This is a genomic window from Planctobacterium marinum, from assembly GCF_020687805.1.
GTDB classification, from domain to species: domain Bacteria; phylum Pseudomonadota; class Gammaproteobacteria; order Enterobacterales; family Alteromonadaceae; genus Planctobacterium; species Planctobacterium marinum.
The window spans coordinates 127,300-154,267 of the sequence record NZ_JAJEWQ010000002.1; the positions used below are offsets into that span (position 1 = coordinate 127,300).

General features: G+C 45.1%; 29 protein-coding genes. 11 read left to right on the forward strand and 18 right to left on the reverse strand.

Annotation, left to right across the window (positions count from 1 at the left end):
• A partial coding sequence (locus LJ740_RS05915; protein ID WP_229528153.1) for a hypothetical protein occupies positions 1 to 219 on the forward strand: 219 nt, incomplete at its 5' end.
• A gap of 299 nt (positions 220 to 518) precedes the next feature.
• Here the strand turns inward: LJ740_RS05915 and LJ740_RS05920 are convergent.
• On the reverse strand, positions 519 to 1,136 hold the full coding sequence (locus LJ740_RS05920; protein ID WP_229528154.1) for a hypothetical protein: 618 nt from the start codon (positions 1,134 to 1,136) through the stop codon (positions 519 to 521).
• A 259-nt stretch (positions 1,137 to 1,395) separates the two neighbouring features.
• On the opposite strand from LJ740_RS05920, the gene LJ740_RS05925 reads away from it, so the two are divergent.
• Both LJ740_RS05925 and LJ740_RS05930 read left to right on the forward strand, forming a co-directional pair.
• Positions 1,396 to 1,887 carry an SLATT domain-containing protein gene (locus tag LJ740_RS05925; protein WP_229528155.1) on the forward strand — a complete coding sequence of 164 codons (492 nt, stop codon included), beginning with the start codon at positions 1,396 to 1,398 and terminating at the stop codon, positions 1,885 to 1,887.
• A gap of 73 nt (positions 1,888 to 1,960) precedes the next feature.
• Entirely contained in the window at positions 1,961 to 2,128 is a 168-nt protein-coding gene (locus tag LJ740_RS05930; RefSeq protein WP_229528156.1) for a hypothetical protein, read from the forward strand.
• Positions 2,129 to 2,164: 36 nt separating this feature from the next.
• On the opposite strand, the gene LJ740_RS05935 is transcribed toward LJ740_RS05930, so the two are convergent.
• The 11 genes from LJ740_RS05935 to LJ740_RS05985 all read right to left on the reverse strand — a co-directional run bounded on the left by LJ740_RS05935 (position 2,165) and on the right by LJ740_RS05985 (position 15,685).
• Complete coding sequence (locus tag LJ740_RS05935) at positions 2,165 to 3,340, reverse strand: flagellar assembly protein T N-terminal domain-containing protein (RefSeq protein WP_229528157.1); 1,176 nt, start codon at positions 3,338 to 3,340, stop codon at positions 2,165 to 2,167.
• 7 nt (positions 3,341 to 3,347) lie between these two features.
• A complete protein-coding gene (locus tag LJ740_RS05940) occupies positions 3,348 to 4,148 on the reverse strand; it encodes a flagellar basal body L-ring protein FlgH (protein ID WP_229528158.1) in 801 nt (266 codons plus the stop codon).
• A gap of 30 nt (positions 4,149 to 4,178) precedes the next feature.
• Positions 4,179 to 4,904, reverse strand: coding sequence for a hypothetical protein (locus tag LJ740_RS05945; protein WP_229528159.1), 726 nt, complete (start codon positions 4,902 to 4,904; stop codon positions 4,179 to 4,181).
• Positions 4,905 to 5,462: 558 nt separating this feature from the next.
• The gene (locus LJ740_RS05950; RefSeq protein WP_229528160.1) at positions 5,463 to 7,553 is read right to left on the reverse strand and encodes a hybrid sensor histidine kinase/response regulator; all 2,091 of its coding nucleotides are present in this window, start codon (positions 7,551 to 7,553) and stop codon (positions 5,463 to 5,465) included.
• Positions 7,554 to 7,621: 68 nt separating this feature from the next.
• Entirely contained in the window at positions 7,622 to 8,191 is a 570-nt protein-coding gene (locus LJ740_RS05955; RefSeq protein WP_229528161.1) for a paraquat-inducible protein A, read from the reverse strand.
• Between the two features lie 55 nt (positions 8,192 to 8,246).
• The gene (locus LJ740_RS05960; protein WP_229528162.1) at positions 8,247 to 9,422 is read right to left on the reverse strand and encodes an ABC transporter permease; all 1,176 of its coding nucleotides are present in this window, start codon (positions 9,420 to 9,422) and stop codon (positions 8,247 to 8,249) included.
• Positions 9,415 to 10,362, reverse strand: coding sequence for an ABC transporter ATP-binding protein (locus LJ740_RS05965; protein WP_229528163.1), 948 nt, complete (start codon positions 10,360 to 10,362; stop codon positions 9,415 to 9,417). Before LJ740_RS05965 ends, LJ740_RS05960 begins: the two co-directional genes overlap by 8 nt.
• Positions 10,363 to 10,402: 40 nt before the next feature.
• Entirely contained in the window at positions 10,403 to 11,419 is a 1,017-nt protein-coding gene (locus tag LJ740_RS05970) for a GGDEF domain-containing protein (RefSeq protein WP_229528164.1), read from the reverse strand.
• 66 nt (positions 11,420 to 11,485) lie between these two features.
• Entirely contained in the window at positions 11,486 to 12,898 is a 1,413-nt protein-coding gene (cysG, locus tag LJ740_RS05975; protein WP_229528165.1) for a siroheme synthase CysG, read from the reverse strand.
• Positions 12,899 to 12,997: 99 nt separating this feature from the next.
• A complete protein-coding gene (locus tag LJ740_RS05980) occupies positions 12,998 to 14,734 on the reverse strand; it encodes a DEAD/DEAH box helicase (protein WP_229528166.1) in 1,737 nt (578 codons plus the stop codon).
• A 123-nt stretch (positions 14,735 to 14,857) separates the two neighbouring features.
• Entirely contained in the window at positions 14,858 to 15,685 is an 828-nt protein-coding gene (locus LJ740_RS05985) for an ion transporter (protein ID WP_229528167.1), read from the reverse strand.
• A 161-nt stretch (positions 15,686 to 15,846) separates the two neighbouring features.
• Between LJ740_RS05985 and LJ740_RS05990 the strand changes: the two genes are divergently transcribed.
• The 4 genes from LJ740_RS05990 to LJ740_RS06005 all read left to right on the forward strand — a co-directional run bounded on the left by LJ740_RS05990 (position 15,847) and on the right by LJ740_RS06005 (position 17,397).
• Complete coding sequence (locus LJ740_RS05990) at positions 15,847 to 16,473, forward strand: MarC family protein (RefSeq protein ID WP_229528168.1); 627 nt, start codon at positions 15,847 to 15,849, stop codon at positions 16,471 to 16,473.
• Positions 16,474 to 16,585: 112 nt separating this feature from the next.
• Positions 16,586 to 16,759 (forward strand): hypothetical protein, encoded by a 174-nt coding sequence (locus LJ740_RS05995; protein ID WP_229528169.1) that lies wholly within the window; start codon positions 16,586 to 16,588, stop codon positions 16,757 to 16,759.
• Between the two features lie 94 nt (positions 16,760 to 16,853).
• A complete protein-coding gene (locus LJ740_RS06000; protein WP_229528170.1) occupies positions 16,854 to 17,012 on the forward strand; it encodes a hypothetical protein in 159 nt (52 codons plus the stop codon).
• 214 nt (positions 17,013 to 17,226) lie between these two features.
• The gene (locus LJ740_RS06005; RefSeq protein WP_229528171.1) at positions 17,227 to 17,397 is read left to right on the forward strand and encodes a hypothetical protein; all 171 of its coding nucleotides are present in this window, start codon (positions 17,227 to 17,229) and stop codon (positions 17,395 to 17,397) included.
• Between the two features lie 85 nt (positions 17,398 to 17,482).
• Here the strand turns inward: LJ740_RS06005 and tolC are convergent, their stop codons facing one another.
• Positions 17,483 to 18,787 carry an outer membrane channel protein TolC gene (tolC, locus tag LJ740_RS06010; protein ID WP_229528172.1) on the reverse strand — a complete coding sequence of 435 codons (1,305 nt, stop codon included), beginning with the start codon at positions 18,785 to 18,787 and terminating at the stop codon, positions 17,483 to 17,485.
• 265 nt (positions 18,788 to 19,052) lie between these two features.
• Here tolC and LJ740_RS06015 point away from each other — a divergent pair, with 265 nt between their 5' ends.
• The 4 genes from LJ740_RS06015 to parE all read left to right on the forward strand — a co-directional run bounded on the left by LJ740_RS06015 (position 19,053) and on the right by parE (position 22,787).
• On the forward strand, positions 19,053 to 19,682 hold the full coding sequence (locus LJ740_RS06015) for an NUDIX domain-containing protein (RefSeq protein WP_229528173.1): 630 nt from the start codon (positions 19,053 to 19,055) through the stop codon (positions 19,680 to 19,682).
• Positions 19,683 to 19,729: 47 nt separating this feature from the next.
• Complete coding sequence (locus tag LJ740_RS06020; protein WP_229528174.1) at positions 19,730 to 20,170, forward strand: DUF1249 domain-containing protein; 441 nt, start codon at positions 19,730 to 19,732, stop codon at positions 20,168 to 20,170.
• Positions 20,171 to 20,210: 40 nt separating this feature from the next.
• The gene (locus LJ740_RS06025) at positions 20,211 to 20,789 is read left to right on the forward strand and encodes a YqiA/YcfP family alpha/beta fold hydrolase (protein WP_229528885.1); all 579 of its coding nucleotides are present in this window, start codon (positions 20,211 to 20,213) and stop codon (positions 20,787 to 20,789) included.
• Between the two features lie 108 nt (positions 20,790 to 20,897).
• Positions 20,898 to 22,787, forward strand: a complete 1,890-nt coding sequence (gene parE, locus LJ740_RS06030; RefSeq protein WP_229528175.1) for a DNA topoisomerase IV subunit B — start codon at positions 20,898 to 20,900, stop codon at positions 22,785 to 22,787.
• Positions 22,788 to 23,014: 227 nt separating this feature from the next.
• Here the strand turns inward: parE and LJ740_RS06035 are convergent, their stop codons facing one another.
• The 5 genes from LJ740_RS06035 to LJ740_RS23420 form a co-directional block, all read right to left on the reverse strand.
• Complete coding sequence (locus LJ740_RS06035) at positions 23,015 to 23,191, reverse strand: hypothetical protein (RefSeq protein ID WP_229528176.1); 177 nt, start codon at positions 23,189 to 23,191, stop codon at positions 23,015 to 23,017.
• Between the two features lie 73 nt (positions 23,192 to 23,264).
• The gene (hflC, locus tag LJ740_RS06040; protein WP_229528177.1) at positions 23,265 to 24,254 is read right to left on the reverse strand and encodes a protease modulator HflC; all 990 of its coding nucleotides are present in this window, start codon (positions 24,252 to 24,254) and stop codon (positions 23,265 to 23,267) included.
• A complete protein-coding gene (hflK, locus tag LJ740_RS06045) occupies positions 24,244 to 25,335 on the reverse strand; it encodes an FtsH protease activity modulator HflK (RefSeq protein WP_229528178.1) in 1,092 nt (363 codons plus the stop codon). The genes hflC and hflK overlap by 11 nt, the downstream gene beginning before the upstream one ends.
• Positions 25,336 to 25,450: 115 nt before the next feature.
• The gene (locus LJ740_RS06050; protein ID WP_229528179.1) at positions 25,451 to 26,149 is read right to left on the reverse strand and encodes a Crp/Fnr family transcriptional regulator; all 699 of its coding nucleotides are present in this window, start codon (positions 26,147 to 26,149) and stop codon (positions 25,451 to 25,453) included.
• Between the two features lie 263 nt (positions 26,150 to 26,412).
• Complete coding sequence (locus LJ740_RS23420; RefSeq protein ID WP_407676415.1) at positions 26,413 to 26,694, reverse strand: helix-turn-helix domain-containing protein; 282 nt, start codon at positions 26,692 to 26,694, stop codon at positions 26,413 to 26,415.
• Positions 26,695 to 26,968: the final 274 nt, after the last annotated feature.

Here is a 26,968-nt window from a genome sequence, read left to right on the forward strand (position 1 = left end):
GGATTATCCATGACAAGAGCGGCGGCTTATCGGTTAGCTCCCCAATACCATGTAGCCTCGAAGAAATCTTCGAGGCTTTTTATTTTGGACAATCAGATGAATGATTGTCCACGACGGATTATCCATGACAAGAGCGGCGGCTTATCGGTTAGCTCCCCAATACCATGTAGCCTCGAAGAAATCTTCGAGGCTTTTTATTTTGGACAATCAGATGAATGATTGTCCACGACGGATTATTCATAACAAGAGCGGCGGCTTATCGGTTAGCTCCCCAACTTCAGAAAGCCCTGATTTCTTTTCAGGGCTTTTTATTTCGGACAATCAGATGAAAGGTTGTCCACGACGGATTATCCATGACAGGAGCGGCGGCTTATCGGTTAGCTCCCCAATACCATGTAGCCTCGAAGAAATCTTAGAGGCTTTTTATTTTGGACAATCAGGTGAATGATAGTCCGCGACGTATTGTCCATGACAAGAGCGGCGGCTTATCATTTCAGGCAAACTGACGCTGTTTTTCTCTATTCGTCTGAAAAAGAGAACAATGCCCAACTATTCACATCTGTTTCCTGGGCTTGTTCCGGGAAAAACAGTGAGACGTTTTTATCTCCCTGTATAATCGCGCTGACGCCGATCATCATGGTCCAAAGATTACCTGCGAATTTTTTACGCGCTATCTGAATTTGTCTATGTGTACCTTTGGCAAATTTGGGATCTTTTCGGTTTTCAGGGTCCTGTAATCCGAAATAAGGAACCCAAAAACCGGCGTAATCCTGTAAATCCCAGGTGGCCGAAGGACGCCAGTCGTTGCCTACAAATATCGCTTCTCCCATTTGTGCAGACAGGTGAAATTTGTGCAATTGCTTTGTTTGAGGATGCTTTATAAATACATCTAAAACGGTATAGTCTTCTGGCTTACCACGGGCGCACAGGTAAAAATAATCTTTGTCTTGCATCATAAGCAGTGAGGCTCCAGCCGGTAAATCCAGTTTTGTTGCAGCATCCCATTCGTCACTACCACATTTCCCATCCAGTAATGCCGCAGCAGCGGTTGCATTAATACGGATACTATTGTCAGCGCTAACGGTGCTGGCCATAATCAATAACGTGCAGCTAATTATCAGAAATTTGTTTTTCATTGAATCCTCTTTGGATTTTATCTGTGCTTCGGTTTTTATACGCCAATAAACATGGTACTGAGCAACTGAAGGTACAGCCGTTGAACTTGTATTTCCTGACGATTTTCTGATTTATTGCTGATTTGTCACTGACTTTAATTGTTACTGGATACATTCAGCTAACAATGCTGTAATTCAGGCAGTGTTACGAGTATTTAATTTCGCGGTGGGTGCTTCGTTTCGCGGCGTTAACTAACAGTAAAATCTATCAGGGTGATAAATGAATACGGATGAGTCAGAGTTAAGTAAGCTGAAGACGAAGTGGCAGGATCGAGCAATGACCAGCCAATCTGCCCATTATGATGCAGGCAACAGCTATGAAAAATTATTCTTGTATTTAGGGGCTACGGTTGTTGCGATGTCGGCCGCTGTGGGTAGCGCAGAAGTCTTAGTTCCGTCATCGGTCGTAGAAGAATGGGGCGCAGAAACGGTAAAAAGCATATCGGGTGTTATTAGCTTGTTTATTGCAATATTGGCGGGTCTGCAAACCTTTTTGAAATTTAGCCAAAAATCCGAAAAACATAAACTTGCTGGTGCTAAGTATGGGGATGTCAGAAGATCTCTAGAAGAAATATCGTTGCTCATCGGATCGCAAGAAGATAAGGCCAAATCTGCATTGCACGAAGTGAAGAAACAACTAGACTCCCTGGCGTTAGAGTCGCCTGAATTACCAGACAAAATTCTGAAAAAACACGGGGGGTGCGACAGTTAACCGGTCGCTGCTATCGGTAACATGTAAATCATCGGATTATTTAATACCTGACGCATCCGGCTCAGATACCTCAATGGCACTATCTAAATTCTTGAGGGCAATGGGTTTGGTGAGTGTTTCATCAATCATGTCCTGGTTTTTGAGTTATTTGGCTGCGCCTGCAATGTTGCTGTTAACCATAATGGCCCTGATGGGCTTTCCTGAGGTGGCCTATCGCTATTCTCCGTTCAGAGCACAATAAGCCAGGCCTATTGTGGTCCGTTATCCGTATATCAAATTAGTGTTTTTGTTCTGCAGAGCTCATAAAATCGAATACCCTTGCACTGAGTGATGCGCCAATTTTCACCGGGTAGATAACGGACGTTTCTGAATTTAAACTGATTACTTTGAATTCACTGTCTTTCTGGTGAGAAATATAGGGTTTACTTAATATTCGACCAGAGTATTCTGAAACTCTTTTATTTAGATTTAATATATCGCCGACCTGAACTCCGTGCGATGCACCTAAATTTATGATGAATCCACTATCAGTAGGCGCAATAATTTGGGCATAACTTTTGGAGCATTTAATTGCATCGTCAATATCAATGGCAGCATTGCCCAAAGTATTGGCGATCGCCATGCCAAAGTCAGACTGCCAAAACAGGCTACTTTGTAAATCTACTGGATCATTGAGGGAAAATGACCAGTCAGCTTCAGCATGATAGGATTGCTCAAGGATGATATTCTGACTAAAGGTATCCAGGAGGTAAATTCTTATCGTGAAGCTTCGACGAGTTTTGGTTTGTTTTGAAAAAATCTTGTCTTTGGTTTGGGTAAACAAACTTAGATCACGAATTACGCCAAAAAGTGCATACTGATGCCCATATTCTCTTTCCAGGTATTCAGAATTGCGGACTAATTCTGGCCATTGGAACCCGGAGTTAGCGTCATTTAGATCGAAAGATTGATTTATTAAATGAGCATTGAGCTGTTCAATGTGAGAGTTTAATTGAAGCTGCATCCTTTTCGTTACATGTGTCCCAATATCAAAAAGCTGCCCTAATGCAGCTTGTTTAGGATCCATCAACACGAACTGACTTACGAGCAGTCTTTTTCCGTATTTGGTTTTTCTGCAACCCTCATCCACGAGAATGTCAGCTCTGACATTTACCGTCAAAACACCGTTGCTAATATCTTCACTCAAAACCTCTGCGCGTCTCAGGTAGCCTTGCGTTTGTAATATAACTTTACTACCAACCAACACCCCATCTAAGACGATTTCTTCTGAAGAAATCGTTGCTCCGGCTCTGTAGGACGCATCCGATATTGCATTTTTAATGGTCAATTCACGGACGGCATCCAAATCAGCGCCATCAATTGACATTCTTGCCTGGCCGTAAAACCAGTTTTCCGAATAGGCCAGGTTGCACCAACCCATTAAAATAACTATCAAAATGGTTTTTATATCCATGATCTACTCAATTGAAAACGGAAAGAATTTTGTCAATTACAGAACCCCTTTGGTTCTCTTGTAGTTCACCCACACCGCTGAACTCAATTTTTGGGTTTCCCAGTTTTGTCGAGCTTACGGTGTTCTGTGCGGTTATATCCTTTGTGCGTATTTCACCAATGACTCTGACAAATTCCTCTCCTTCATTGAGTTTTAACCACTTTTCTCCTGCAACGATTAAATTCCCATTGTTGAGGATCTCTTTAACGAAAACATTGATAACACCTTCTACTGAATTAAATTGTTCGCTACTGGCTGAACTTTCGAAAGAACTGCCTTGTTGATGATCCACATTAACTTGTCCTCTCTCCAGGTTTATCCCCCCGGCTCTAACCTGCAGCGGACCAACAGACATTTCACTGGCTTTATCCTTCTTCAGTTGTTGGTTTTTGGTCGCTTTAGTTTCTTCTTCAATGACTACCTGAACCATGTCGCCAATCTTGTAATTGGTTTTATGTAGAAACAGTCCATAGTATTCATTCTCATTAAACAGCGAACCTGTTGGCGCAACCAGTTGAGGAGGATTTTTGTTTCGTATTGGGACATAGTCGATGTTGCCCCTTGCTATTTTTTCAGGCTCGGGATGCGGAAGGGGAGTATTACTTACTCGGGGATCTGTTGGTAAATTCTTAACCACTTCTTGTTCTGATGAATTGAGAGTTTGACAACCTGTTAGCAGAATAAAAGCAGCGAAAAGTGCAAGCCTCTTGGTTTTCGCACATAAAAAAGGTTGGCGAGGAAAGGACGAAAGCAGATGAAACTTCATCATGTCGGTTCTCACAATGTAATGGTGTAACTTTTAAGCACTAATGTTGGAAACTAACTCAGCCCCTAAATTGAAGGCATTTTCAGTAATAGAGTCTCCTGTCACTGACTCAGTTGCTGTGTCAATCGCTGCATAGGCTGCACCCATTGGACCTCCGGCAATGAAACCACCAGCAATTGCTGAAGCTGCACTAATGTCTGTGGGAGTTGTTCCTTTGTAAATATCAGAAACAATTGGAATATGGTTTAGTGGGTTAACTGCTTCGAAGACATCTTCAATACCCGCTCCGTCTGCCCCAAAAGAAAAACTGACGAAACTATCAAAGGCTTTTTCTGCATCATTCATCATTCCTTCGATGATTGAGGTGGGTTCAGCTTCAGACGTCTGGTTTTGTGGAACATCCTGGTCAGTGCTCGCAACTTCACTGTTAGATTGTTGGCTTGCTGCACTTGATGTAAGCAATGAGGTTTTTAACGCTCCGGCAAACTGGCGTTGCAGGTCTGAAATGTCATTGTCAGAGAAAAGTCCTTCTCCGGAAGCAGGAGTTGATGTAGACGCAGAGGAGTCCAGAAGTTTATCCAGTGTGTCCGCACTTTTTTTGACGATAGTCGCCGTATCGTTATTGACGTTGCTGACATTGTCAACCACTGCACCCACCGAGCCTAAAGTGGTTTTAAATAAACCACCGTTGATTTGTTCTTTTTCACCCCGGCTGGTGATATCAATAATGGTGTTATCACGCGTAATCTGTTCTAACATTGTTACACTCCAACGTGTTTTAAATATACAAATATTGAAAGAGCTATAAATAAAGAAGGTAAATTTTTATCTGAAGTACTCAGATGATTTTCATTAGGCAGAAAGTGTGCCAAAAGTTTTACTTTTTTGAGTTGTGTGAAAACTCTGGGAGACGGGAATAAATTATATACCGAAGATTATATAACCTGACATAATTTGCCACCTGTCGCGGCAATAAAGTCCATTTTATCAATGTGTTGTGGCACATTATTGCCCAGATGTAATTAAATGTAACGACAACACTTAAATGACATTGGTTTCGTAGTTGAAGTATTTTTTAGCATTGTCACTTAGTTCATTTAATGAGCTAAGAAACGTTCATAAATATTACATATAGTTTCTTTTTTAAGCGTTGCTGTTTCTTTTATCGGTAATAAAATTGAAATGTTTATCTTTTATGCCGGCTTTTTTCAGGTGTGTAATATTTAACTCATTTGTGGGCTGATTTTGTTGATGCCTTGATGACCTGCCGCGATGTGAAATGTCCGTCGGGCTGTAACAAACACTGACCATTCAAAATTATTGTAGATTGGAGTCTGAATTCACCGAACTCGAAGGCGATTCTATAGCACTATCTAAATTATTGAGGGCAATGGGTTTGGTGAGTATTTCATCAATCATGCCCTGGTTCTTGAGTTCTTTGGCTGCGTCTTCAATGTCGCCGGTAACCATAATGGTTCTGATGGGCTTTTTACTGAGGTGGCGTATCGCTAATATCAGTTCAGAGCCTAATAAGCCCGGCATATTGTGGTCTGTTACCAGTACGTCAAATTGATGTTTTGCTTGCTGGAACAATGCCAGTACTTCCTGGCCGTTGGAGGCTTCGGTCACCTTGTAACCCTTCATGGTCAGGTAGGTGCTATAGATATTGCGCAAACTGGCTTCATCTTCCACCAGTAATATCTGCTCAGTGCCACTCAGCTTCTGCGGACTGGGTTCTGGAATATTTTCCTCTGCCTGAAGCGGTGTGGCAGGCAACCGGATCACAAATGTTGTGCCTTTTTGCGGCTCACTGTGGACACTGATGGAGCCATCTAGTTTTTGGATTACACCGTGTACCACCGATAAACCCAGTCCGGTACCTTCGGTTTTCTTCTTGGTGCTAAAAAAGGGTTCGAACAGTTTGTGTTTTGCTTCCTCCGCGATGCCACTGCCATTGTCGGTGATGGCTAAGAGAAAGTCATCTCCTTCCCGGGTCAGTGTTAAATCGACGCTGGTGGCACCTGCCTGGGAGGCGTTTTTCACCAGGTTGATCAGTATCTGGCTGACGGAGGACTCATCAGCCAGGATATTACCTTGTGCGTGGCAGGCGAAATTGACCGTGCATTTCTTTTTTAGCCCGGGGGCCAGCAACTCTAACGTTTGACTAATGTGTTGTGCGATGTCGATCACTTTCAGGTATTCGGTGTCTGCCCGGGAAAACTGTAAAATCTGGCGTACCAAACTCGCGCCTCTTTCGCCAGCTTCAATAATATGATTGACACATTTTTGGGCACTGTCGTTTAAAGCTACGCTGAGTTTTAACAACTCAGAGCTGCCGCGAATTATCGCCAGAATGTTGTTGAAATCGTGTGCGATACCACTGGCCAGGGTGCCCATAGACTCCATTTTTTGCGCGTTTTGCGAGCGTTGTTCAACTTCTATGACAGACCGCAAATCGGTGATATTGAGCCAAATCAGCTCGGCACCATCGTCAATCCGATGTGAGCTGAACTGATCAAAAAATACCGGAATTGCAGTGCCATTCAGGGCCAGGACTTTGCCTGACATTTCGTTTTGATTTGTGGCATTGTGACCAACACAAACCGATTCCACCGGTTCACCCAGCAATTGCGATTTGTGCTGATATTGCAGCATTTCAACAAAGCTCTGGTTGACAAAGTTGATCTTCCCGGTGGCTTTTTCATAGTTGAGCACGCCGTTTTGTGAGTGATCAGTAAAGGTATCAAAGGTATGTCTGATGCGGGCAATCTGAGTGCGTTGGCGTTCTATAGCTGCTTTGTCATTTTTAACCCGCCGCAGTACCGGCAATACTACAAATAACAATGCCACTGTGATAAGCGTAACAGACAAAATAAGTGTTTGTTGTAGCCGGGTGAGTTGTTGTTCCTGGTGGCTTTGTTGTTCCTGGTAAAGGTTATCAGCCAGTTGGCGCAATGCCGTCAACATGTCGCGATTGGCATCGCTACTGATAAAATGTTGGGCAGGTGTCGTATCGTCATTTAACGCGTCCCGGGTAACCGTGATGAGTTGTTCTAACTGCTGGTACAGTGGCTCCGTGAGTCGTTCATTGTCGGACGTGTCATGATTAAATGCCTGATGGCGAAAATAATTGCGGTTTTCCGTGATCCGGGAAAGCTGCTCAACCGCGTGGTGTTTCAAATTGCGGCGATGGGATAACTGGCTGGTGGAAATAAGAGCCTGTAAAGTAAGCTCCAGCGTTTTGGCGCGCTCACTCAATTCTTTTGCCAGACTGGCTTGCAGGACCTTAAGCTTTTGCAGCTCGATGTAATGCTGCTGTATGGCATAGGACATCAGCAATACTGCCAGAGCGGTCAGTAGCGAAATGGTAGAACGGGTTTTAAATCCCGTGAGTGACAGCGCTTCCATGGTTTAGGCTGGCGATGTTTCCGCAGGTTTGTTTTGTTAAAGATAGCACAACTGGCAAAACTGCCAATTTAACGGGACTGGGATCTTACACCGTGTTGGAAAATCAGGGTGCCTGCCAGGGCCACAATACAGTAGCCGGTAAAATACCAAAATCCTGGCCCAACGTTTGACAGGGTTTGCGAGCTCAGTTCAAAACTGACTTTAAACAACCCCATGTTGATTTCCTGCTGGCTGCTGGTGCTGCTGTGATCCGTTGAAAGTACTGCCAGAAAAATTGCCACCACAAAAACATCGGCCATGGACCACTTGCCGATATTACTTACCAGAGCCGACAATTTCTGTTGTGTACCGGGAGTACGACAAAAACGCGCTATCGCTACCAGAAAAGTTTTCAGGACAGGAATGATGACTGAAAAAAACAAAATCAAAAAGCCCACCAGAAAACGCTGATCCTGCCAAAGTTCGTCAACCGTACCCAGAATCGAGAGTTGTTTATCAACCAGCGACGCGGTTAACGCTGAATTTCCCAGGTTTGCTAACAGCTCCATATCCAGTGAGAACATGGGTAGTAAAATACCGGGTACAAATAACCCAAGTGCAATCAGATTGAGGGCAAAGCCGAGATTTTGTCGTAACACAATTAACAGTCTCTGGTTGTTAAATTTTAGAACGGCAAAGATGCACCGTGGCGCGTTATAAGGATTTATCTCGCATGTTTTTCCACATCTGGTACCAGGTAGGCTCTTTGCCAAACAGGGTGATATTGGCGCGAAAAATCCGGCTGGCATACAAACGTACTGCCCAAATACCCGCGATCATCAATCCCAGTGATAGCATCACTTGCCACGCGGGCACCGCCATCGAAGCCAGACGCATAGGCATAAAAGACAGGGCTGTCAGGGGCACCATGGATAAGATGGTGGCTACTTCACCGGCGGGATCATCCAGCACCATAAATACCAACATTACCGGCACCATGGGTAAAAACATCAGACCGGTTTTACCGGAGTGATTGGGATCGTCAATGGTGGCTGAGAATCCTACAAACACGTAATTCCAAAAAATGATACCGGCAATACAGAACAACACCATCAGTGTAACTGGCGAATCTGCCAGACTCAGATCGAGTTCCTGTTGTGGCGAAAATATCATAATGGCGCTGTATACTAAACCCATAATCAGCAAGGTCGACAGCAAACTCTTGATGCTGGACAGACACAAACCCAGTGCTTTGCCGTCTATCCATTGCTGAAAATTAACACAGGTCAGAAGTTGTTCCGTAACCCGGTGCTGTTTCTCCTGCGTAACCGAAGTCATGCTCAGAGCAAAACTGTTAAAAACCGCAAGTGCAGTTAGAATGGCCACCACAGTACTAAGCAAACGGGCGTCTTGTCCTACATCCTGTTCTGCATTGTTGATTATGGCAATATTCAGTGGTTGCTGTAATTGTTGCAGTTCTTCATCCGATATATTCATCGCCTGAAGCAACTGCTGACGCTCGTAATCTTCCAGCTCTGTTTCCAGTTTAGTGCGCCAACTGACCTCATTGGGGATCAGCAACTGATACTGTCCTGATGCTGTATCAAACAATAAAATACCGTCGTATCCCTGTTCCTGCATGATAGCCTGATAAGTCTCGTTATCCGGTTGATTTGCTATTTGGTGAGACTGAAAATGGTCACTGAGCTGCACCTGTACTGCGCTACTAACAGCCAGTATGACTTTTTCCTGCTGTGTCTGTTGTTGCCAGTATTGCACTGCGAACAGAGCGCCATAGATGGCCAGCATGATAAAATAACCAATGAGTTCTTGTTTTAGTTTGAGATTCTTCAGAAATTCCCATTGAGCCACAATCCAAACCTTATGCATGATTTTGACTCCCTGTGGTGTTTTCACTGAGGGCATGTAGATAAATTTCGTGTAGCCCCGGTTGTTGCAGTTGTAAATTAATAATCGGCAACATGGTCATTAGTTGCTGCAGGAGATTGGGGATCTGGCAGCCGGATACCAATTGTAAGTGCAGATTATTTGCTTTGTTTAGGGTTACCGAGCAGACATCATCAAAGCCTTGTCGAATGGCATCCAGTTGCGCTGTTTCGGGCACCGATGCCAGCTCCAGTTGCAGTTCACTGCCCAGTGTCGATTCCGTGCGAATGCTGTCCATATTGCCGTACAACACCGATTTGCCGTTTGCCATCAGCAGCAACCTGTCGGCCAGCTTTTCCACCAGAGACATCTGATGCGCGCTGAGCAATACCGTAGTGCCTTGTTGTTGCAGGGTTTTTAAAAACTGAATCACTTTTTCCTGATTGACCGGGTCCAGTCCGGAAAAGGGCTCGTCCAGTATCACCAGTTCAGGTCGGTGGATGATACTGCTTAATAACTGTATCTTTTGCTGATTGCCCTTGGAGAGAGATTTCAACGGTTCTTTTTGCCGGTCAGCTAATTCAAACTCCGTCAACCAGTGCTGAATTTGTTGCTCCGCATCGGCTTTGCGCATACCTTTTAACGCGGCCACGTAATGCAAAATTTTGTGTATTGAAACGTCCTGATACAGACCGCGTTCTTCCGGCAGATAACCAAACTGGTCGCTGTCTAACTGGGTGAAAGACTGCTCATGGTGTTGAAAAACAATGTCGCCGCTGTCTTTGCTTGTCAGACCGACTAACATGCGAATGGTGGAAGATTTTCCGGCGCCATTGGGGCCCAGAATCGCGAAAATTTCACCACTGTTGACCCTGAAACTGAGCGCATCTACTGCGGTCAGGTTTTTATAGCGCTTACTCAGGCTGTTGACATCAATGTGCATTGACAAGTTCCCTTTGTGACTTTCATTCTAAATCGGAATATTAACTGATGGGCATAACCCGGTTGCGGCCCAGGCGTTTAGCTTCGTAGAGCAATTTATCCGCTTTTTCAATCAGATTACCAGCAGATTCGCTTCCTGCAAACACGGCAACCCCAAAAGAGGCGGTGATATCGCCCACTACTTTACCGGTAGATTTCTGTTTAACCTGGATTTTCTCGATAGTGCGGCGCATTGTTTCGGCCAGGTGGCAAGCGCGTCCCTGATTGCTGACAGGCAGAATAATAGCAAACTCTTCGCCCCCGAAACGATAAGCCTCAGCGCCATCCCGGCAACTGGATTTCAACTTTTTGGCCACTGCTTTGAGCACAAGATCACCCATTTGATGACCGTGGCTGTCATTAAACTTTTTAAAATGGTCCACATCCAGCAAAATGAGTGAGGCTTCGCCATTTGCTACAGCAGTTGCAAACTCAGAATCAAAATAGCGCCGATTGTTGAGCCCGGTCAGGGCATCAACCAGCGCTTCCTTTTTACTGACTTCCAGCTTTTCTTTTAAATCGCTGATCTCTTTTTCGGCATTTGCCATGGCGGCACTGAAGGTCAGCGTACTGTTGCGGATCTTCTGTCCTTCTTTGACCAGGTTGCGCACCATTGACATGGTTTCTTCTACGGAAAAGCCTTCGCTTTCCACCTTTTTTAAGCCATCCAGACTTTTGTCCATGACATCGCGAAATCCATTGGTCTCGTGGCGGGTATCTTTAACGGTCTGACTAAGCTCAGTGATCATCGCATCAATGCTTCGTCGCAGTTGCCAGGCACTGACTTCCTGTTTGTCCGCAACGTGTGTGCGGTACATATCTAAAGCCCGGGCTTCGGAAATAGCGTTGTAACTATCAATGGCAGAATCCACCGCCTGATTGAGATCTGGCGACTGGTTGCTGGCATAGGTGTACCAGATCGCATAGTTGGTTGGCTCAGCGGATATCTTGTGCTTGATCAGCAGCGGCACGGTTTGCTTGAGAATTTTAAACGAATTTTCCAGGTCGTCTGCAGACATACTTGTTATTAAACCGGATCAGTGGAATGACTAGATTATTTCTTTCAATCCGGCTTAACGCAAGGTTCAAAGGCTTTTTTCTGCAATTGTTGCGGGATTAAACCAGTCAAATTGCTGTTGTAGTGATACAACAGTGCCTACGATTATCAGAGTTGGCGGCTTTAATGTGGCTACATCTGGATTGTCTAAAATATTGGCAAGGGTGCCGGTAACCACTTTTTGGCTTTCCAGGGTAGCTTGCTGCACTAAAGCAATAGGCGTATCGCCTGATAAGCCGTGTTCCTGGAGTTTTTCGGTAATGACACTCAGGCCGGTAAGTCCCATATAAAACACGATGGTTTGATTGGGCTGTGCCAGGCCGGACCAATTCAGGTTAATGGTATTGTCTTTTAAATGACCGGTAGCGAACACCACCGATTGCGCGTGATCGCGATGCGTCAGGGGAATTCCCGCGTAACTGGCCGCGCCGTTGGCTGCAGTGATACCTGGTACCACCTGAAAATCCACACCGGCATCCACCAGGGTTTCCAGTTCTTCACCGCCACGGCCGAAAATAAAGGGATCGCCGCCTTTTAAACGCACCACACGGTGACCTTCTTTGGCTTTTTCCACCAACATGGCACTGATCTGCTCTTGAGGAATAGTGTGATTGCTTTTCTCTTTACCCACATAGATTTTTTCGGCGTCGCGGCGCACCAGATCCATGATCTGAGGGGATACCAGGCGATCAAAAATTACTACGTCGGCTTTTTGCATCAGGCGCAATGCTCTGAAAGTCAGTAGTTCCGGGTCACCCGGACCGGCACCAATGAGATAAACCTGTCCCTGGCTAAAACTCTCGTCCTGTCCAGCGGATTCCAGCTTTTCTAAAAAGGGCATTTCTGCTTCACTCAGATTGCCTTGCAACACGCCTTCGGCCACATCACTGTCGAAAAACCATTCCCAAAAATAGCGACGCTGGGTCACTGTGGGCAGTTTGGATTTTACGGTTTCACGAAACTTTTCTGCAAAGTCACCCAGATAGCGGATATTTTGCGGAATGATGGCCTCCAGCTTTTGGCGTAAATAACGCAACAGCACCGGCGCCACACCACCACTGCTCATGGCAATAGTGATATTGCCTCGGTCTACGATCGACGGTGTAATAAAATCGCATAATGGCGGGTTATCCACCACATTCACTATGATATTTCTGGCCTTGGCTTGTTGCTGAATACCGGCGTTAAGCGTTTCGTCATTGGTGGCAATAAATACCAACTGGGCGCCATCTAAATATTGTACCTCAAAGCGGTTTTGATGCAGCGTGATTTTGCCCTGTTGGGCCAGCAGCGCCACGGTAGGTGAGACATCCGGTGCCACTACTGAAATAGTGGCCTCGGTTTTAAGCAACAGCTCTATTTTTCTTGCGGCGACTTCACCGGCACCCACCACCAGTACCTGGATATTTTGGGTATCGAAAAACAAAGGAAAATAACGCATGACGGAGACCCAGATATTAAACTGAAGTCAGTTTGCCAGATTTATCTATAACCAATAAATCATTAATTGGTTATAGATATAATCAAAGGTTATTAATATTTAGTCTCTGTTATTGCGTGGACGAGACTTCTTCTCGGGACGATCTTGCCATTCGGTTAAATCCAGTTTTTGACCGGCCACACGGGTTTTCTTGAGAATGCCGCGAACTTCATTGGGCATCCCTTTGGGCAGATCAACAGTACTGAAATTATCATAAATGTTTATTGCACCGATAAACTCACTGTCCAGGCCTGCTTCGTTAGCAATGGCACCAACAATGCTACCAGGGCGCACGTCGTGTTTACGACCCACCATGATTTTGTAACGTTGCATATTCTCGTCAGGCTTGTTATCGCGCTTATTGCGGCTGCGTTCGCGACCACCACGTTCACCACGCTCGCGACTGCCGCCATCGCGACCGCGTTCACGACGATTGTCTCTGGCGCCGCGATCCGGCAGATTGATTTCCGGCACGTCATCTTCAGATAAGAAGATTTGTTCACCACCTTGAGCCAGGCTGGCGAAAGCGGCAAGCAGGGCTTTCGGACCGGCTTCGGTTTCTTGCTGAATTTGCGCGATGACTTCTGACCAGGTTTCCAGATCTTCAGCGTCTAACGCTTCAAATACCCGGGTTTTAAAACGGCTCAGGCGAGATTCGTTTAACTCACTGACATTGGGAATTGGCAGTGGCGCAATCGCCTGTTTGGTGGCTTTTTCAATGGCCTTTAACATGCGCATTTCACGAGGTGAAATAAACAGAATAGCCTCACCTTCACGACCGGCACGGCCAGTACGACCAATCCGGTGTACATAACTTTCTGTGTCGTAAGGAATGTCAAAGTTAATCACGTGACTGACGCGATCAACATCCAGACCACGGGCAACTACGTCGGTAGCTACCAGGATGTCAATTTGACCTTGTTTTAAACGCTCAACAGTGCGCTCACGTGATTTTTGCTGAATGTCACCATTGAGCGGTTCAACATCATAACCGCGGGCCGCCAGTTTGTCGGCCAGCTCAGTGGTGGCTGTCTTGGTGCGCACGAAAATAATGACACCGTCGAATTCTTCCACTTCCAGTACCCGCGTCAGTGCCTCTAACTTGTTGTTAGGTGATACCTTGCAGAAGCGCTGGCGTATTTTTTCAGCGGTGCTGGTTTTGGCGGCGATTTTTACGGTTTTTGGATCATCCAGAAACTTATCAGCAATCTTGCGAATTTGCGGTGGCATGGTGGCCGAGAACAAGGCGGTCTGACGATCGGCTGGTACCTGTTCCAGTACCCATTCCACGTCATCGATAAAGCCCATGCGCAGCATTTCGTCAGCTTCGTCCAGTACTAACATGCTGACGTTATCTAATCTTAATGTTTTGCGTTTGATATGGTCGATAACACGACCTGGTGTACCCACGACAATTTGTACGCCACGTTTTAACTGGCGGATCTGATGGTCATACGAAGAACCACCGTAAATGGGTAGTATGCGAATGCGGTCGCTAAATGCCGCATAGGCCTGAAATGCTTCGGCTACCTGAATCGCCAGCTCTCGGGTTGGGGCCAGAACAACCAGCTGTGGCTGATTAATTTCAGGGTTTACTTTTGCCAACATGGGCAGAGCAAAGGCAGCGGTTTTACCTGTTCCGGTTTGTGCCTGACCAATCAGGTCATGACCTTCGCTCAATAATGGAATGGCTTCCGCCTGAATAGGTGAGGGGGTTTCGTAGCCGATTTTGTCCAGTGCATCCAGCACTTGCTGGGGTAAATTAAGATCACTGAACTTGATGGTATTGGATGTCATGTAAAGAATTTCCGGTAGAATGCGCGCCGGGAGGCGCAAAAATATGCGTGTTTTTCAGGGTTAAGAGAGCAATTGTAATTCAAATGCTCTCATGGGGCCAATTTATTCTGTTTTATTTTTAAACTATTGCGGATCAGAACGCTTTTGATTGTTCAGCAGAGTTTGCATTTGCGCCTGTAACGCCGTTAACTTTTCATCCAGATCTTTAATGCTGGGTTCGTGATTAGCTTCCTGTTCTTCCTGCCGGGCTTTGGCATGTTCCTGTTCCATGACGTTCACCACGATACCGATCACCATATTTAAGAACGCAAAGGCGGTGAAGAAAATAAAACTGATGTAAAAGATCCAGCTAAGGGGATAGTGCGCCATGGTTTCGTACATGACATCAGTCCAGTCTTCAAAGGTCATCACTCTGAACAAGGTCAATAAGGAAATCGCAATATCGCCCCACAACTCCGGATTGATGTCATAAAACAGGGTACTGCCGACAGCGGCATAAATATAAAAGATGATGAACATCAATAACATAACATAGCCCAGCTGCGGCAAAGCTTTAATGAGCGATGTGAGCAAGATACGTAGTTCGGGGATAAAGGACACCATACGCAATACCCGAAAAACGCGCACCAGGCGGGCAATAACCGCGGCTTCGGAGTTTTCGATGGGGATCAGGCTGATCAACACAATTGTGGTGTCGAACAGATTCCAGAAGTCTTTGAAAAAATACCGCTTTTTGGTTTCTGCCAGAAAACGAATGCTAATCTCAACCAGGAAAAAACCGGTAATAAACCAATCTAAAAACAGCGTGATTTGATTGAAGGGGTCCGGTAATTTATAGGTTTTCGCTCCCACCAACAGGGCCGAGAACACGATCACTGAGATAACAAACAGTTCGAAAATTTTATTGGAACGAATGCGCAAAAAGACGTTTTGAACTTCGGTAATTTGCATAGCTGGGGCATAACAGGTAAAAATTGCGCATAGGATAGGTAAATGTTGGGTACTGTCAAATGAAATTCGTTAATATAGCGGGCAGTAGCGATAGCACCATCTGCGCCTGAATATCATTTAGATGATGAGTTTTTACTGACCCGGATACTGGAACCCTGCCTGTGGAACACATACTTTTTGTTTTTACCTCCTTACTTGCCATGATCAACCCGATAGCCGCTATCCCGGTGTATATCAGTTTGACCCAATCCCTCAGTATCAAAACCCGTCGCAAAGTCATTTTGTTGTCAACCGCCGCCGCGTTTTCCGCCATGGTGATCTTTGCGCTGGCAGGGCAGGCCATTTTTAATTTTTTCAGTATTCACGTCAGCTCATTGCGGGTGGTAGGCGGCGCTTTGTTTTTTATCATGGGGTATGAAATGTTGCGTGGGCGCACTGTGCCAAAAAAGCTGCCTGAAGAATCCGATGATAACTACGGCAAAGATATTGCGGTAACGCCTTTGGGAATACCCATGATCTGTGGCCCGGGTGCTATTACTATGGTGACCCTGTTTATGCAGGAGGCCAATACGGCAATGCAGCAGGTTAATGTGGTACTTGGGATTTTTGCCGCCTGTGTGGCAACGGCGGTGGTTTTTACCATTGGTGAGAGTGTTTTGCGGGTGCTGGGTAAAACCGGCGCTAACGTTATGATGCGACTGATGGGCTTGATCATGATGCTGATTGCGGTGGAGTTCTTTTTCGCCGGGGTGCTGTATTATGTGAAGGTCATTGCTGCGGCGATGTAGCAGTGGCCGGTGTGATGATGGGAAAATTTTTATTAATCTGGTAAAAAATTCTCGCATCCACAAAAAAATGCACTAAACTTTCAAAAATTCAACAATGTGATTTTTAATCGAGATGAGTAGTACGGTTTCAAATATTCAAACATTACGTCAGGATGTGGGTAGATTGGTAGAGTCATTGGCGCAGTCGCCGGTTGGCTTAAAGGATGTCAGACGGATCAGCCGTCAGTTGCGACAGGTGGTAAGCCATTTTGAAGCGCTGAACCAGCAAATTAACCGCAAACGTTAAATTGTTCACAATTTAACGGTTATTTTTCCCGCAAGCTTTTCCCATTGATGCCGATACAGAGAGTAGTTCCGGTAGTTTAATGCAGGGGAATGGCATGATGTCGCATCAGGAATATTTTCAAATTCAGGCTATGCAATTATTTGGTGAGTTAGGCGGTAAACACGGCACTCACAAAGATGGCGCAGCCTTGTTATTGGCGTTTCAACAAATGGTGGAGAATTTTAAATCTGCCAGCCAGCAAGCCAATTCATAAGGTCAGACTCAGGCTTATCAGAATAAGTTTGTGAATGACTTCACAGAGCCGGTGAATAGTGCTCCTGTTTGTCAGAGACACTTTCTATAATCTGATTTGTGGCTGATGTCTTACAAATGATTAAGTTTTTTACCAAATCTTTTTCTGTATTGGCAACGTAGTATAGCCAGTGCCAGGTGAATCTAAAATAATTATGACTGACAGGAAACTCAACATGACTCCGCAAATGCTGATTGAAGAATTGCAACAAAAGCTGGGAACCATTGCCTCGAACCTTTCAGAAATGCCCCGGGGTGAAGATCAGGTAGCGCATATTAGTCACTCTCTGGAAGACGTGATTATCGACTTAGAGTGTGTACGTGATTATCTGAAAGTGCGTAATTGAAAACACTGCAACACGGGTTTAGATTTGCATACAAAAAAGGATGGCAGTGCCATCCTTTTTGCGTTTTAGGGGTTGCTTTCCTGGGCTATTTCAAACCGTTGTTGATGTCTGCCACATCTTGCTCAGTCAGTGTACCGGCAGCCTGTTTCAGGCTCAGTATACTGGTAATGTACCCATAGCGGGCGCCAGCAAGATTACGTTTTGCATCGTACAGGTTACGTGTACTTTGCAGCACGTCAACAATAGTACGGGTACCTACCTCAAAGCCCGCCTCGGTGGCTTTCAAAGCGCTTTCGGCAGAAACCACTGCCTGATTCAACGCTTTAATGCGAGAAATAGCGGCGGTGACGTCGAAATAGTTTGAGCGCACATTGCGCACCACGGAACGATATACCCGTTCGCGATCTTCGCTGGTGGCAATAAATTCATGGCGTGCGGTGTCAACCGCTGCAGAGGTACCGCCACCTGAGTAAATAGGGACGTTGACGGTCAGTTCTACATAGCTGGTATTAAACCGGCCATCAGAAGTACCTGTGTTACTGGCATCTGCAGATTGGCCGTCAGTGTCATTGGAGTTGTACTGGCCCCGTAAACCCACCGTTGGGTAATGACCATTTTTGGCAATATCGATATCTTCTTTGGCAATATCAACACCGATTTTCGACGCCAACAACTGTAGATTGCGATCTTCGGCCTGACTAACCCAGGCGTTAATGTCGGCCGGGGCCGGCATACTGGCGCTGAAAGTATCCGTGTTCAGCGGATCGATGGACGCGTGGTAATTGTTTGTGATTTCTCTAAGCGCTTCTAAGGTAATTTCGACGTTGTTTTGGGCGCTGATCTCACTGGCAACCGCAGTATCAAACTGTGCCTGCGCTTCGTGAACATCGGTAATGGCCGTTAATCCCACTTCAAAACGTTGTTTGGTTTGTTCTAACTGGCGTTCGATGGCGCGTTTTTCTGCTTTGGCGAACTCTAAGTCATCCTGTGCCTGCAACACATTGAAATAGGCCGTTACTGTGCGAACAATGAGATCTTGCTTGGCAAAGCCATAGTTGGCATCGGCCCGTGAGGCTACCAGTTCTGCGCGATCCAGGTTTTTCCAGTTTGAGTAATCCCAAATCGATTGGGTAAAGTTCACTGCAACATCGTTGGTTTCACGATGGTTGTCGCCATTGGTTCTGGAAGCGCTTAATTCCAGACTGATCTGAGGCAGCAAACTGGCTCTGTTTTGATTAATGCCAGAATAAGCGGCGTCCTTATTTGCAAGCGATTGCAGGGTGGCCGGGTCGTTCTGTAAAGCTTGTTGGTAGACTTGTAACAAATCTTCGGCGCTGGCAGTGCCGACAAGTCCTATTCCCATCATGATGGACAAGAGTGTTTTTTTCATGTGCGTTCCTATTTATTGCGCAGCAAGTATTGGCTGCAGACGTAGTCCAATTCCCGTTTACCGGAGCTATCTGTCACCCAAAATTCAACAGAACAGGCAAAGCAACCCCTATTATTTTTCTGGCTGGCAGTTTACTTAACCTTCAGCCAAACCCCAACTGCTTTGCAGTAACAGTGTTTTAGCAAGTGTAACAGAATATTTTCGTCTGTAACCTTTGTCCCGTGTTAGTCTTTGCCACTTCCAGGCTAAAAACGAGGAGGTTTTTTTGACTAACTGGCACCGGTTTTCAGACGCTGATGTCGAAATTGAGCATCAGGAACCTAAATTTGAAGGTTTTTTTACTGTTTTCAACTATAAATTACGACATAAATTATTCGCAGGTGGATGGAGCAACTGGATTCAGCGCGAAGTGTTGGGCAGAGGCCATGCTGTGGCCATGTTGCCGTATGATCCAATAAGACGCGAATTTGTGATGATTGAGCAGTTCCGAGTGGGGGCGTTGCCCACCTCGAAAAAGCCCTGGCTGCTGGAGATTGTTGCGGGCATGATTGATGCCGGAGAAACGCCTGAAGACGTGTGTTTACGCGAAGCGGAAGAAGAAGCCGGGTTGAAAGTAGACGCTTTGCTCCCATTAACAGATTATCTGCCCAGCCCCGGTGGCACCACAGAGCGGCTCTACCTGTACCTTGGCATTGTTAATGCTGAGTCAGCGCAGGGCATTCATGGTCTGGACGATGAAGATGAAGATATTTTGGTGCATCGCATCGCTGAAACGCAGGTAAAACAGTTACTCAATGCCGGAGAATTTGACAACTCCGCTACCATTATTGCCCTGCAGTGGTTCTTTCTAAATAAACAAGAACTATTGGAAAAGCTACCTGCACATAAGGTATAACAAGGGGCCAGTCGTCAAGTTTTCCCAGAGGTACAAAGGTCAGAACTATGGATTTCGCAGCAGCTACAAAAAGAAAATACGTCCCAAACCTGAAAGGGTTGCACGCAATATGCGAGGGTAATTATGCGCGTATTTTAAAACTGCTACCCGACTGTGATACCGAAAGTCTGACCTATGAATTTGGTGATGGTGCAGATTTGCGCTACAAGCTTTCTATTCTGGAAGCCAGCCGCTACACCACCACAATCGAGATTCGGCAATTGGGCGATTCATTACCAAAATGGATGAAGCCAGTGATGAAGGTGCGTATCTATCATGATGCCCGCATGGCCGAAGTGTTGAGTAGTCAGAATGTGGCGGCGATTCAGCCCAGTTATCACTATCCCAACAAAAAAATGCACCAGAAAAATGAAAAAGAAATGGTCAATTTGTTTTTGGCCGAATGGTTGCTGTTTTGCCTTAAGCAGCAAGCTGATTCCACGGTGTAATTGCGCCTGAACCCTATCAGTCAGTCACTCATAAGGAGCCATTTTGAAGCAGGTTCTCATCTATTTACACGGATTTTTAAGCTCACCCGCCTCAGTTAAAGCGCAGGCCACCCAGGCATACTGGCAAGCGCATCATCCTGATATTACCTTTGTGTGCCCACAATTGCCTTATTATCCTGAGGAAGCTAAACGCTTCCTTGATGAGTTACTGCAAACCTATGCCGATGCCCGGTTAGGTTTTGTCGGCAGCTCCCTGGGCGGATTTCTCAGTACTTATTTAATGGAGCAATGCCAGGCAAAAGCGGTACTGATCAATCCGGCTGCAAAACCTCATGAAGTACTGTCTGATTACCTCGGTGAACATCAGCATCCCTATACCAATGAAAAATTTACCTTAACGGCTGAGCATATGCAGCAATTGCTCAGCATGTACAGCAAGGTGCCCACGACCCCGGAAAACTATTGGGTGTTGTTGCAAACTGACGATGAGACGCTGGACTACCGTGAGGCTGAAACCAAGTACCGGGGAGCAAAGTTCACCATTGAGCAGGGCGGTGATCATGCCTTTCAGGGCTATGAGCGTTTTTTACCTGATATTTTCCGTTTTTTGTTTGATTAAACATTGGTAGTATCGGAAGCAAGGCTTGGTAACAAGCAGATGGCCTGTGATTTCAGTGAGTTTACAGGTCAAGTATTAGCCACATAATTATAAGAAAGATCAATTCGCATGTCAGAACAATATAACGCTGAAGCCATTGAAGTCCTCAACGGACTGGAACCAGTACAACGTCGCCCCGGCATGTACACCGACACCACTCGCCCAAACCATTTGGGCCAGGAAGTAATCGATAACAGTGTTGATGAAGCGCTGGCCGGACACGCCGACAGCATCAAGGTGATTTTGCACGAAGATCAGTCGCTGGAAGTTATCGACGATGGTCGGGGAATGCCGGTAGATATCCACCCGGAAGAAGGCATTTCAGGTGTCGAATTGATCATGACTAAACTGCATGCCGGTGGCAAATTCTCCAACAAGAACTACCAGTTCTCCGGTGGTTTGCACGGTGTGGGTATCTCCGTGGTTAACGCCTTGTCCAGCCGGGTCGAAGTAAATGTACGACGCGACGGTAACGTCTACGCCATCGCCTTTGAGCATGGCAACAAGGTGGAAGAACTGGAAATTATTGACACCTGCGGTAAGCGCAATACCGGCACCCGGGTGCGTTTTTGGCCCGATGCCTCTTATTTTGATTCTGCGAAATTTTCGGTCAGTAAGATGTGCCATATCTTGCGCGCCAAAGCTGTGCTTTGCCCTGGTCTGAAGATCCGCTTCGACAACAAAATCACTAAAGAAACAATCGAGTGGCAATTTGCCGATGGACTGCGCGATTACCTGATGCAGTCTGCCAAAGAATATATTTGCCTGCCTGAAGACGAACCTTTTGTGGGCCAGTTTTCCGGCAATAATGAAGCGGCAGACTGGGCCGTAGTCTGGCTACCCGAAGGCGGCGAAGTGGTCAACGAAAGCTATGTTAACCTGATCCCCACCGCGCAGGGGGGTACTCACGTCAATGGTTTACGCCAGGGCTTACTGGAAGCTATGCGGGAGTTTTGCGAGTTTCGCAATATTCTGCCGCGCGGCGTAAAACTGACCCCGGAAGATATCTGGGACAAGTGTAGTTATATCCTGTCGACAAAAATGCAGGATCCGCAGTTTGCCGGACAAACCAAAGAACGCCTGTCATCGCGTCAGGCATCGGCCTTTGTGTCCGGAGTCGTAAAAGATGCGTTTTCACTGTGGCTAAACTCACACACTGACATCGCCGAGTCTCTGGCGGAATTCTTTATCGCCAATGCCCAGCGACGCTTGCGCCAAAGCAAAAAAGTGGCCCGTAAAAAAATCACTTCAGGTCCGGCACTGCCTGGTAAGCTTACCGACTGTACCACCCAGGATACCAGCCGCTCAGAACTGTTTCTGGTGGAAGGGGATTCTGCTGGTGGTTCAGCGAAACAGGCCAGAGATAAAGAATTTCAGGCAGTAATGCCACTGCGCGGTAAAATTCTCAACAGTTGGGAGGTGGATTCCTCTCAGGTGCTCGCTTCCCAGGAAATTCACGATATCTCCGTGGCGCTGGGTATTGACCCCGACAGCGAAGATTTAAGCGGATTGCGCTACGACAAGGTCTGTATTCTGGCTGATGCCGACTCCGATGGATTGCACATTGCCACATTGTTGTGTGCTTTATTCGTGAAACACTTCCGCGCCCTGGTAAATGCCGGACATGTCTATGTGGCTATGCCGCCTCTGTACCGCATAGATGTAGGTAAAGAAGTGTTTTACGCCCTGGATGAAGGCGAAAAAGAAGGGGTGTTAGATCGCATTCAGGCCGAAAAGAAAAAGGGCAAAGTTAACGTCCAGCGCTTCAAAGGTCTTGGTGAGATGAATCCTATTCAGCTTCGGGAAACCACCATGGACCCCAACACCCGTCGCCTGGTGCAACTCACCGTCGATGACGCCCAGCAGATGCTGGAGCTAATGGATATGCTGCTGGCCAAAAAGCGTTCCTCAGAACGCAAAGACTGGCTGGAAGATAAAGGCAACCTGGCGATAGTTTAGATGTCTGTCGATTTCAGCATAAGTATGTAAATATACTGGCGTAGTTCAAATCTGAGCTACGCTTCAGTTAAAAACTCGCCGGATCTACTTTGACTGGACAAATTAGCGAAGTATAACCGCCAAGGTCCCTTTGGAATTAAACTACTAGCTCTATCAGTCGCACTCTTTGATAGAAGAACAGCTTACGTAATTTAAGAGGCTGAAAGGTAACTCAAATAAATCGTATTTTATAGCTGTTCAGAGTCACAATTATTGACTTTGCGAAATTGACTTTCGATAATTTTTGCATAGGCAATAGCATCGTCTAATTTTTGATATTTGTGCCCTTGAAAATGATAAACCGTTTCAATTGACCGTGATATACCATAATGTGACATTATGCTCTGCTCTTCTTCATCATTCATACATTTTCCTTAGAATAGTCTTTGGTTAATTTGAAAAGTTGATAATGGCTTTCTCAAATGAATTAAGGTCTTATTAATTAACATGGCTAAGCTCACCGAGTTCAATGCCCTTTAAATGTTTGTACATTTCACTGTCTGAAGACATGAGTAACAAAGTATCCTGGTCAATTATCTCGCTATAAGCAGTCATGGCACGCGTAAACTTAAAAAATGATTTAGCCTCTGGACTTTTGTTGTACGATGCGGAATAAATTTTTGCAGCTGTGGCATCAGCTTCGCCACGAATTTCTTCAACTTTTTGGTAGGCTTCAGACTGAATTCGGCTAAGCTCTCGTACTCTATCCCCCAGTATTCTGGCAGCTTCACCTTTACCTTCTGCCAAAAATCGTTCAGCTATTTGACGCCTCTCGCTAATCATTCGATCATATATTTTGGGTTTTACGCTTGCATTGTAATTGATTCGCTTAAAACGAATATCTAGCAATTCAATGCCAAATACTTCTACTTTATTCGCTGCAGCCTTCAATATTTCTGATTCAATTACTTTTCTACCTTTTTGAATTGGAACCAGCTTTCCAATTGTAGGTGAATTTTCGACACCAATGGTTATTTGTTCACGTTCAGGAATGCGATCTTTAGTTGTTCTGATAATTTCAATGAGCTTATGTTTCGCAACGGCGTTTCTTGTCTCACTTCCCAAAATATCATCAAGCCTAGATTGGGCGCTCATCTCGTCCCGCAACCGCAGGAAATATTGCAATGGGTCAACAATTCGCCAACGGGCAAAAAGATCGACTGAAATGTATAATTTATCTTTGGTTGGCATATCTGACGGGTTGCCATCCCATTCAAGAACCCTTTTTTCAATAGCGTTGACTTCCTGAATAAAGGGAAGTTTAACTTTTAAACCGGCTTTATCGATAGGCTCGCCAATGGGTTTACCAAACTGCGTAATAATGACTTGCTCTATTTCTGATACGGTATAGAAAGTACTTTTCACTATGATAACGACAGAAACTATAAAAAAACTTATAACGAGGGTGACTTTACGTTTATTTTCCATCAGGCATATTCACTTTTTTGTTAAGGTCCAAAAACGGTAAAACGCCGTTCACTTCGCTGTCCCAAATAATTTTTTGTTTTACATGAGGCAGGGCTTTTTGCATTGTTTCAATGTATATTCTCCTCTTGGTTACCTCTGGGGCATTCAAGTATTCACTCAACATCACATTGAATCTTGCGGTATCACCTAAAGCTTCATTAACGCGTCTAAGTCGATAACCGTCAGCCTCTCTAATCCGCTGATCTTTCTCTCCTTCAGCTAGAGGGATTACTTTGTTGTAGTCCCTTCGAGCCTCATTGATTAACTTTTCTTTCTCTTGTTGGGCTTGATTAACCTCATTAAACGATTCCTGCACCTGATTTGGAGGATTAATGTTTTTCAATTGCACCTGATCAATACTCAAACCCATGGCATATTTCGTCGATGTCTCCTGCATTTTAAGTAATGCAATGAATTCTATTTCCTGGCGACCAATGGTGATTACCTCATCGACAGTCCTATCCCCTACAACTTCACGCATTATCGATTCTGAAACGTAACGCAAAGTTTCACCCGGCTGTCGAACCTCAAAGAGGTATTTCACAGGATCTGATATACGATATTGGACGACCCATTCAACCAAGGCCGCATTTAAGTCCCCAGTGACCATTTGAGTTTCGTTCTGAGAGTTAAACTTGCGAATGGTTTCTTCCATGTCACTATTGCGGGACGATACGACCCTATCAGCAGTGTTACGCGTTAAAAAGCCAAATTCTTGTTTTAACTGACGTTTAACCGGAACCACACGTACAACGTCAATGAAAAATGGAAACTTAAAATGAAGTCCCGGAGTAGTTTGACCAACATATTTACCAAAGCGTAAAACAACAGCAACAGAGTCGCTAGGGACCGTATAAACAGAATGCCAGCCAGTAACGACTATCAGAATTACCAACAAGACAAACTTAATCCCCCCCCATTGTCCACCGGGTAAGACCGATTTCAAACGATTAATCATAGATTTTATTAGTTGATCCAGATCGGGTGGTGAGTTTTGTGGCTTACGCCACGGATCACCTGAGGGATTATTGTCATTTGTCATTGCAATCACTCCTTTTGTGTTACGAATAATCGTTAGGAGAGGTGCGATAGCAAGAAGTTACTAAGTGGACACCATACGGCTAACATGTAGCTAATGAATTTTCGAAATGTTCTATTTAATACGCTTCTAACCTGTCTGTTTCGTGTTTAACCACTTCATAACACTCGCAACAAAGCGTCAGAAGCTTTACTCTATCTAATACTTCAATGTGCCCGCGTTTATAATGAATGATTCCAAGTTTTTGAAGTTTACCTGCCGCTTCAGTTACCCCCTCACGACGCACACCCAGCATATTAGCAATCAGTTCTTGGGTCATTGTTAGTTTATTTCCTGTTAATCTATCCAGTGACAATAACAACCAACGACACAATTGCTGATCGATGCTGTGGTGACGGTTACATATTGCTGTTTGTGCCATTTGAGCAATTAGTGCCTGGGTATAGCGTAACAACATCATTCTTGTATGTTGGCAACCGTTAAATTCCTCTCTCAATATTTGAGCGGGTAATTGCCACGCCCATCCTGCGCTCTGCACAACAGCTCTGTTAGGGGTACTTTCACCTCCCATAAATACAGCAATACCAACTACCCCCTCATTACCCACCACAGAAATCTCTGCGCTCGCACCATCAACGGTGTAATTTAACAATGATACAATGCAATTTGCAGGGAATGTGACACATGATACTGCCTGTCCAGACTCAAACAACACTTTCCCAAGCGGTAAGTTGGCTCGTTTTAAATATTTAAATATCCTCTTTTTGCTGTCTTCTGATAGCCCATTTAAAAGTCTATTGACTGTTGGTTCATTCATTTTCCTCGCATATCCTTAATGTTCTATTTTCTTTGTTGATACCTCATGCGTCAGGGACAAAGCTCTGGATAGTTGCAATTCGATCAAAATTCACAAAAAATCCAATTCGCCTATTCAATGTGCTACCAAAGAGTACAAACTTATACTAAAACGCACTTTGAGTATGTGCGCTGGCGCACATATGGGAAGTTATTTGACGCACATATGGGAAGTTATTTGACGCACATATGGGAAGTTATTTAAAAAGTACCCAAATAATACAATCAATACTTCGGAATTTGGAAACATTTACAGCACCTCAAGTTCCATATCGCCAATTGGCCATGATTTTTGGAAAAGTCCTCATGATGGCTTTTTTCATCCTCATAACACTCACAAGAGGCCCTTATTTGAGCTGACTGGGAAGAAAGAATGATATGGCCCCTGTTATATCTGATAACCCCCTCTGTTTGCAGCGCATTAGCAAAACCTGTCACTGTATTCCGTCGGATTCCGAGTAAATCGCCCAAATCATTGTGAGTCAAATTCAATTCTTTTGAATGCAATCTTTAACTTTAGGTTTAAAGTGCCGCTAAAAAAGCAATCACTTCTTGCTTCTTGCCTGTTTAGTGTGTTTTTTCTTAATTCACTCGCGTTTAAGTAACTGAAAAAGCGCTTGGTAACTGCGTTGTCGTGAATATTGCTTCCGCAATTCATGTTTTCTTCAAGTCCAAATTGACACCAAGAACGTCTGCCTTTCATGGCTGTAGACTGACTTCTTTGACCTGAGTTATCTCGAACTACTCCTTGTGGTGTGGATGATTATAAGCTGGCTGATTT

Excerpts from the sequence above, each read along its gene's own strand:
- LJ740_RS05920 (WP_229528154.1), bottom strand. The coding sequence starts at position 1,136 with ATGAAAAACAAATTTCTGATAATTAGCTGCACGTTATTGATTATGGCC.
- LJ740_RS05925 (WP_229528155.1), top strand. The coding sequence starts at position 1,396 with ATGAATACGGATGAGTCAGAGTTAAGTAAGCTGAAGACGAAGTGGCAG.
- LJ740_RS05930 (WP_229528156.1), top strand. The coding sequence starts at position 1,961 with ATGGCACTATCTAAATTCTTGAGGGCAATGGGTTTGGTGAGTGTTTCA.
- LJ740_RS05935 (WP_229528157.1), bottom strand. The coding sequence starts at position 3,340 with ATGGATATAAAAACCATTTTGATAGTTATTTTAATGGGTTGGTGCAAC.
- LJ740_RS05940 (WP_229528158.1), bottom strand. The coding sequence starts at position 4,148 with ATGATGAAGTTTCATCTGCTTTCGTCCTTTCCTCGCCAACCTTTTTTA.
- LJ740_RS05945 (WP_229528159.1), bottom strand. The coding sequence starts at position 4,904 with ATGTTAGAACAGATTACGCGTGATAACACCATTATTGATATCACCAGC.
- LJ740_RS05950 (WP_229528160.1), bottom strand. The coding sequence starts at position 7,553 with ATGGAAGCGCTGTCACTCACGGGATTTAAAACCCGTTCTACCATTTCG.
- LJ740_RS05960 (WP_229528162.1), bottom strand. The coding sequence starts at position 9,422 with ATGCATAAGGTTTGGATTGTGGCTCAATGGGAATTTCTGAAGAATCTC.
- LJ740_RS05965 (WP_229528163.1), bottom strand. The coding sequence starts at position 10,362 with ATGCACATTGATGTCAACAGCCTGAGTAAGCGCTATAAAAACCTGACC.
- LJ740_RS05970 (WP_229528164.1), bottom strand. The coding sequence starts at position 11,419 with ATGTCTGCAGACGACCTGGAAAATTCGTTTAAAATTCTCAAGCAAACC.
- cysG (WP_229528165.1), bottom strand. The coding sequence starts at position 12,898 with ATGCGTTATTTTCCTTTGTTTTTCGATACCCAAAATATCCAGGTACTG.
- LJ740_RS05980 (WP_229528166.1), bottom strand. The coding sequence starts at position 14,734 with ATGACATCCAATACCATCAAGTTCAGTGATCTTAATTTACCCCAGCAA.
- LJ740_RS05985 (WP_229528167.1), bottom strand. The coding sequence starts at position 15,685 with ATGCAAATTACCGAAGTTCAAAACGTCTTTTTGCGCATTCGTTCCAAT.
- LJ740_RS05995 (WP_229528169.1), top strand. The coding sequence starts at position 16,586 with ATGAGTAGTACGGTTTCAAATATTCAAACATTACGTCAGGATGTGGGT.
- LJ740_RS06000 (WP_229528170.1), top strand. The coding sequence starts at position 16,854 with ATGATGTCGCATCAGGAATATTTTCAAATTCAGGCTATGCAATTATTT.
- LJ740_RS06005 (WP_229528171.1), top strand. The coding sequence starts at position 17,227 with ATGACTCCGCAAATGCTGATTGAAGAATTGCAACAAAAGCTGGGAACC.
- tolC (WP_229528172.1), bottom strand. The coding sequence starts at position 18,787 with ATGAAAAAAACACTCTTGTCCATCATGATGGGAATAGGACTTGTCGGC.
- LJ740_RS06020 (WP_229528174.1), top strand. The coding sequence starts at position 19,730 with ATGGATTTCGCAGCAGCTACAAAAAGAAAATACGTCCCAAACCTGAAA.
- parE (WP_229528175.1), top strand. The coding sequence starts at position 20,898 with ATGTCAGAACAATATAACGCTGAAGCCATTGAAGTCCTCAACGGACTG.
- LJ740_RS06035 (WP_229528176.1), bottom strand. The coding sequence starts at position 23,191 with ATGAATGATGAAGAAGAGCAGAGCATAATGTCACATTATGGTATATCA.
- hflC (WP_229528177.1), bottom strand. The coding sequence starts at position 24,254 with ATGGAAAATAAACGTAAAGTCACCCTCGTTATAAGTTTTTTTATAGTT.
- hflK (WP_229528178.1), bottom strand. The coding sequence starts at position 25,335 with ATGACAAATGACAATAATCCCTCAGGTGATCCGTGGCGTAAGCCACAA.
- LJ740_RS06050 (WP_229528179.1), bottom strand. The coding sequence starts at position 26,149 with ATGAATGAACCAACAGTCAATAGACTTTTAAATGGGCTATCAGAAGAC.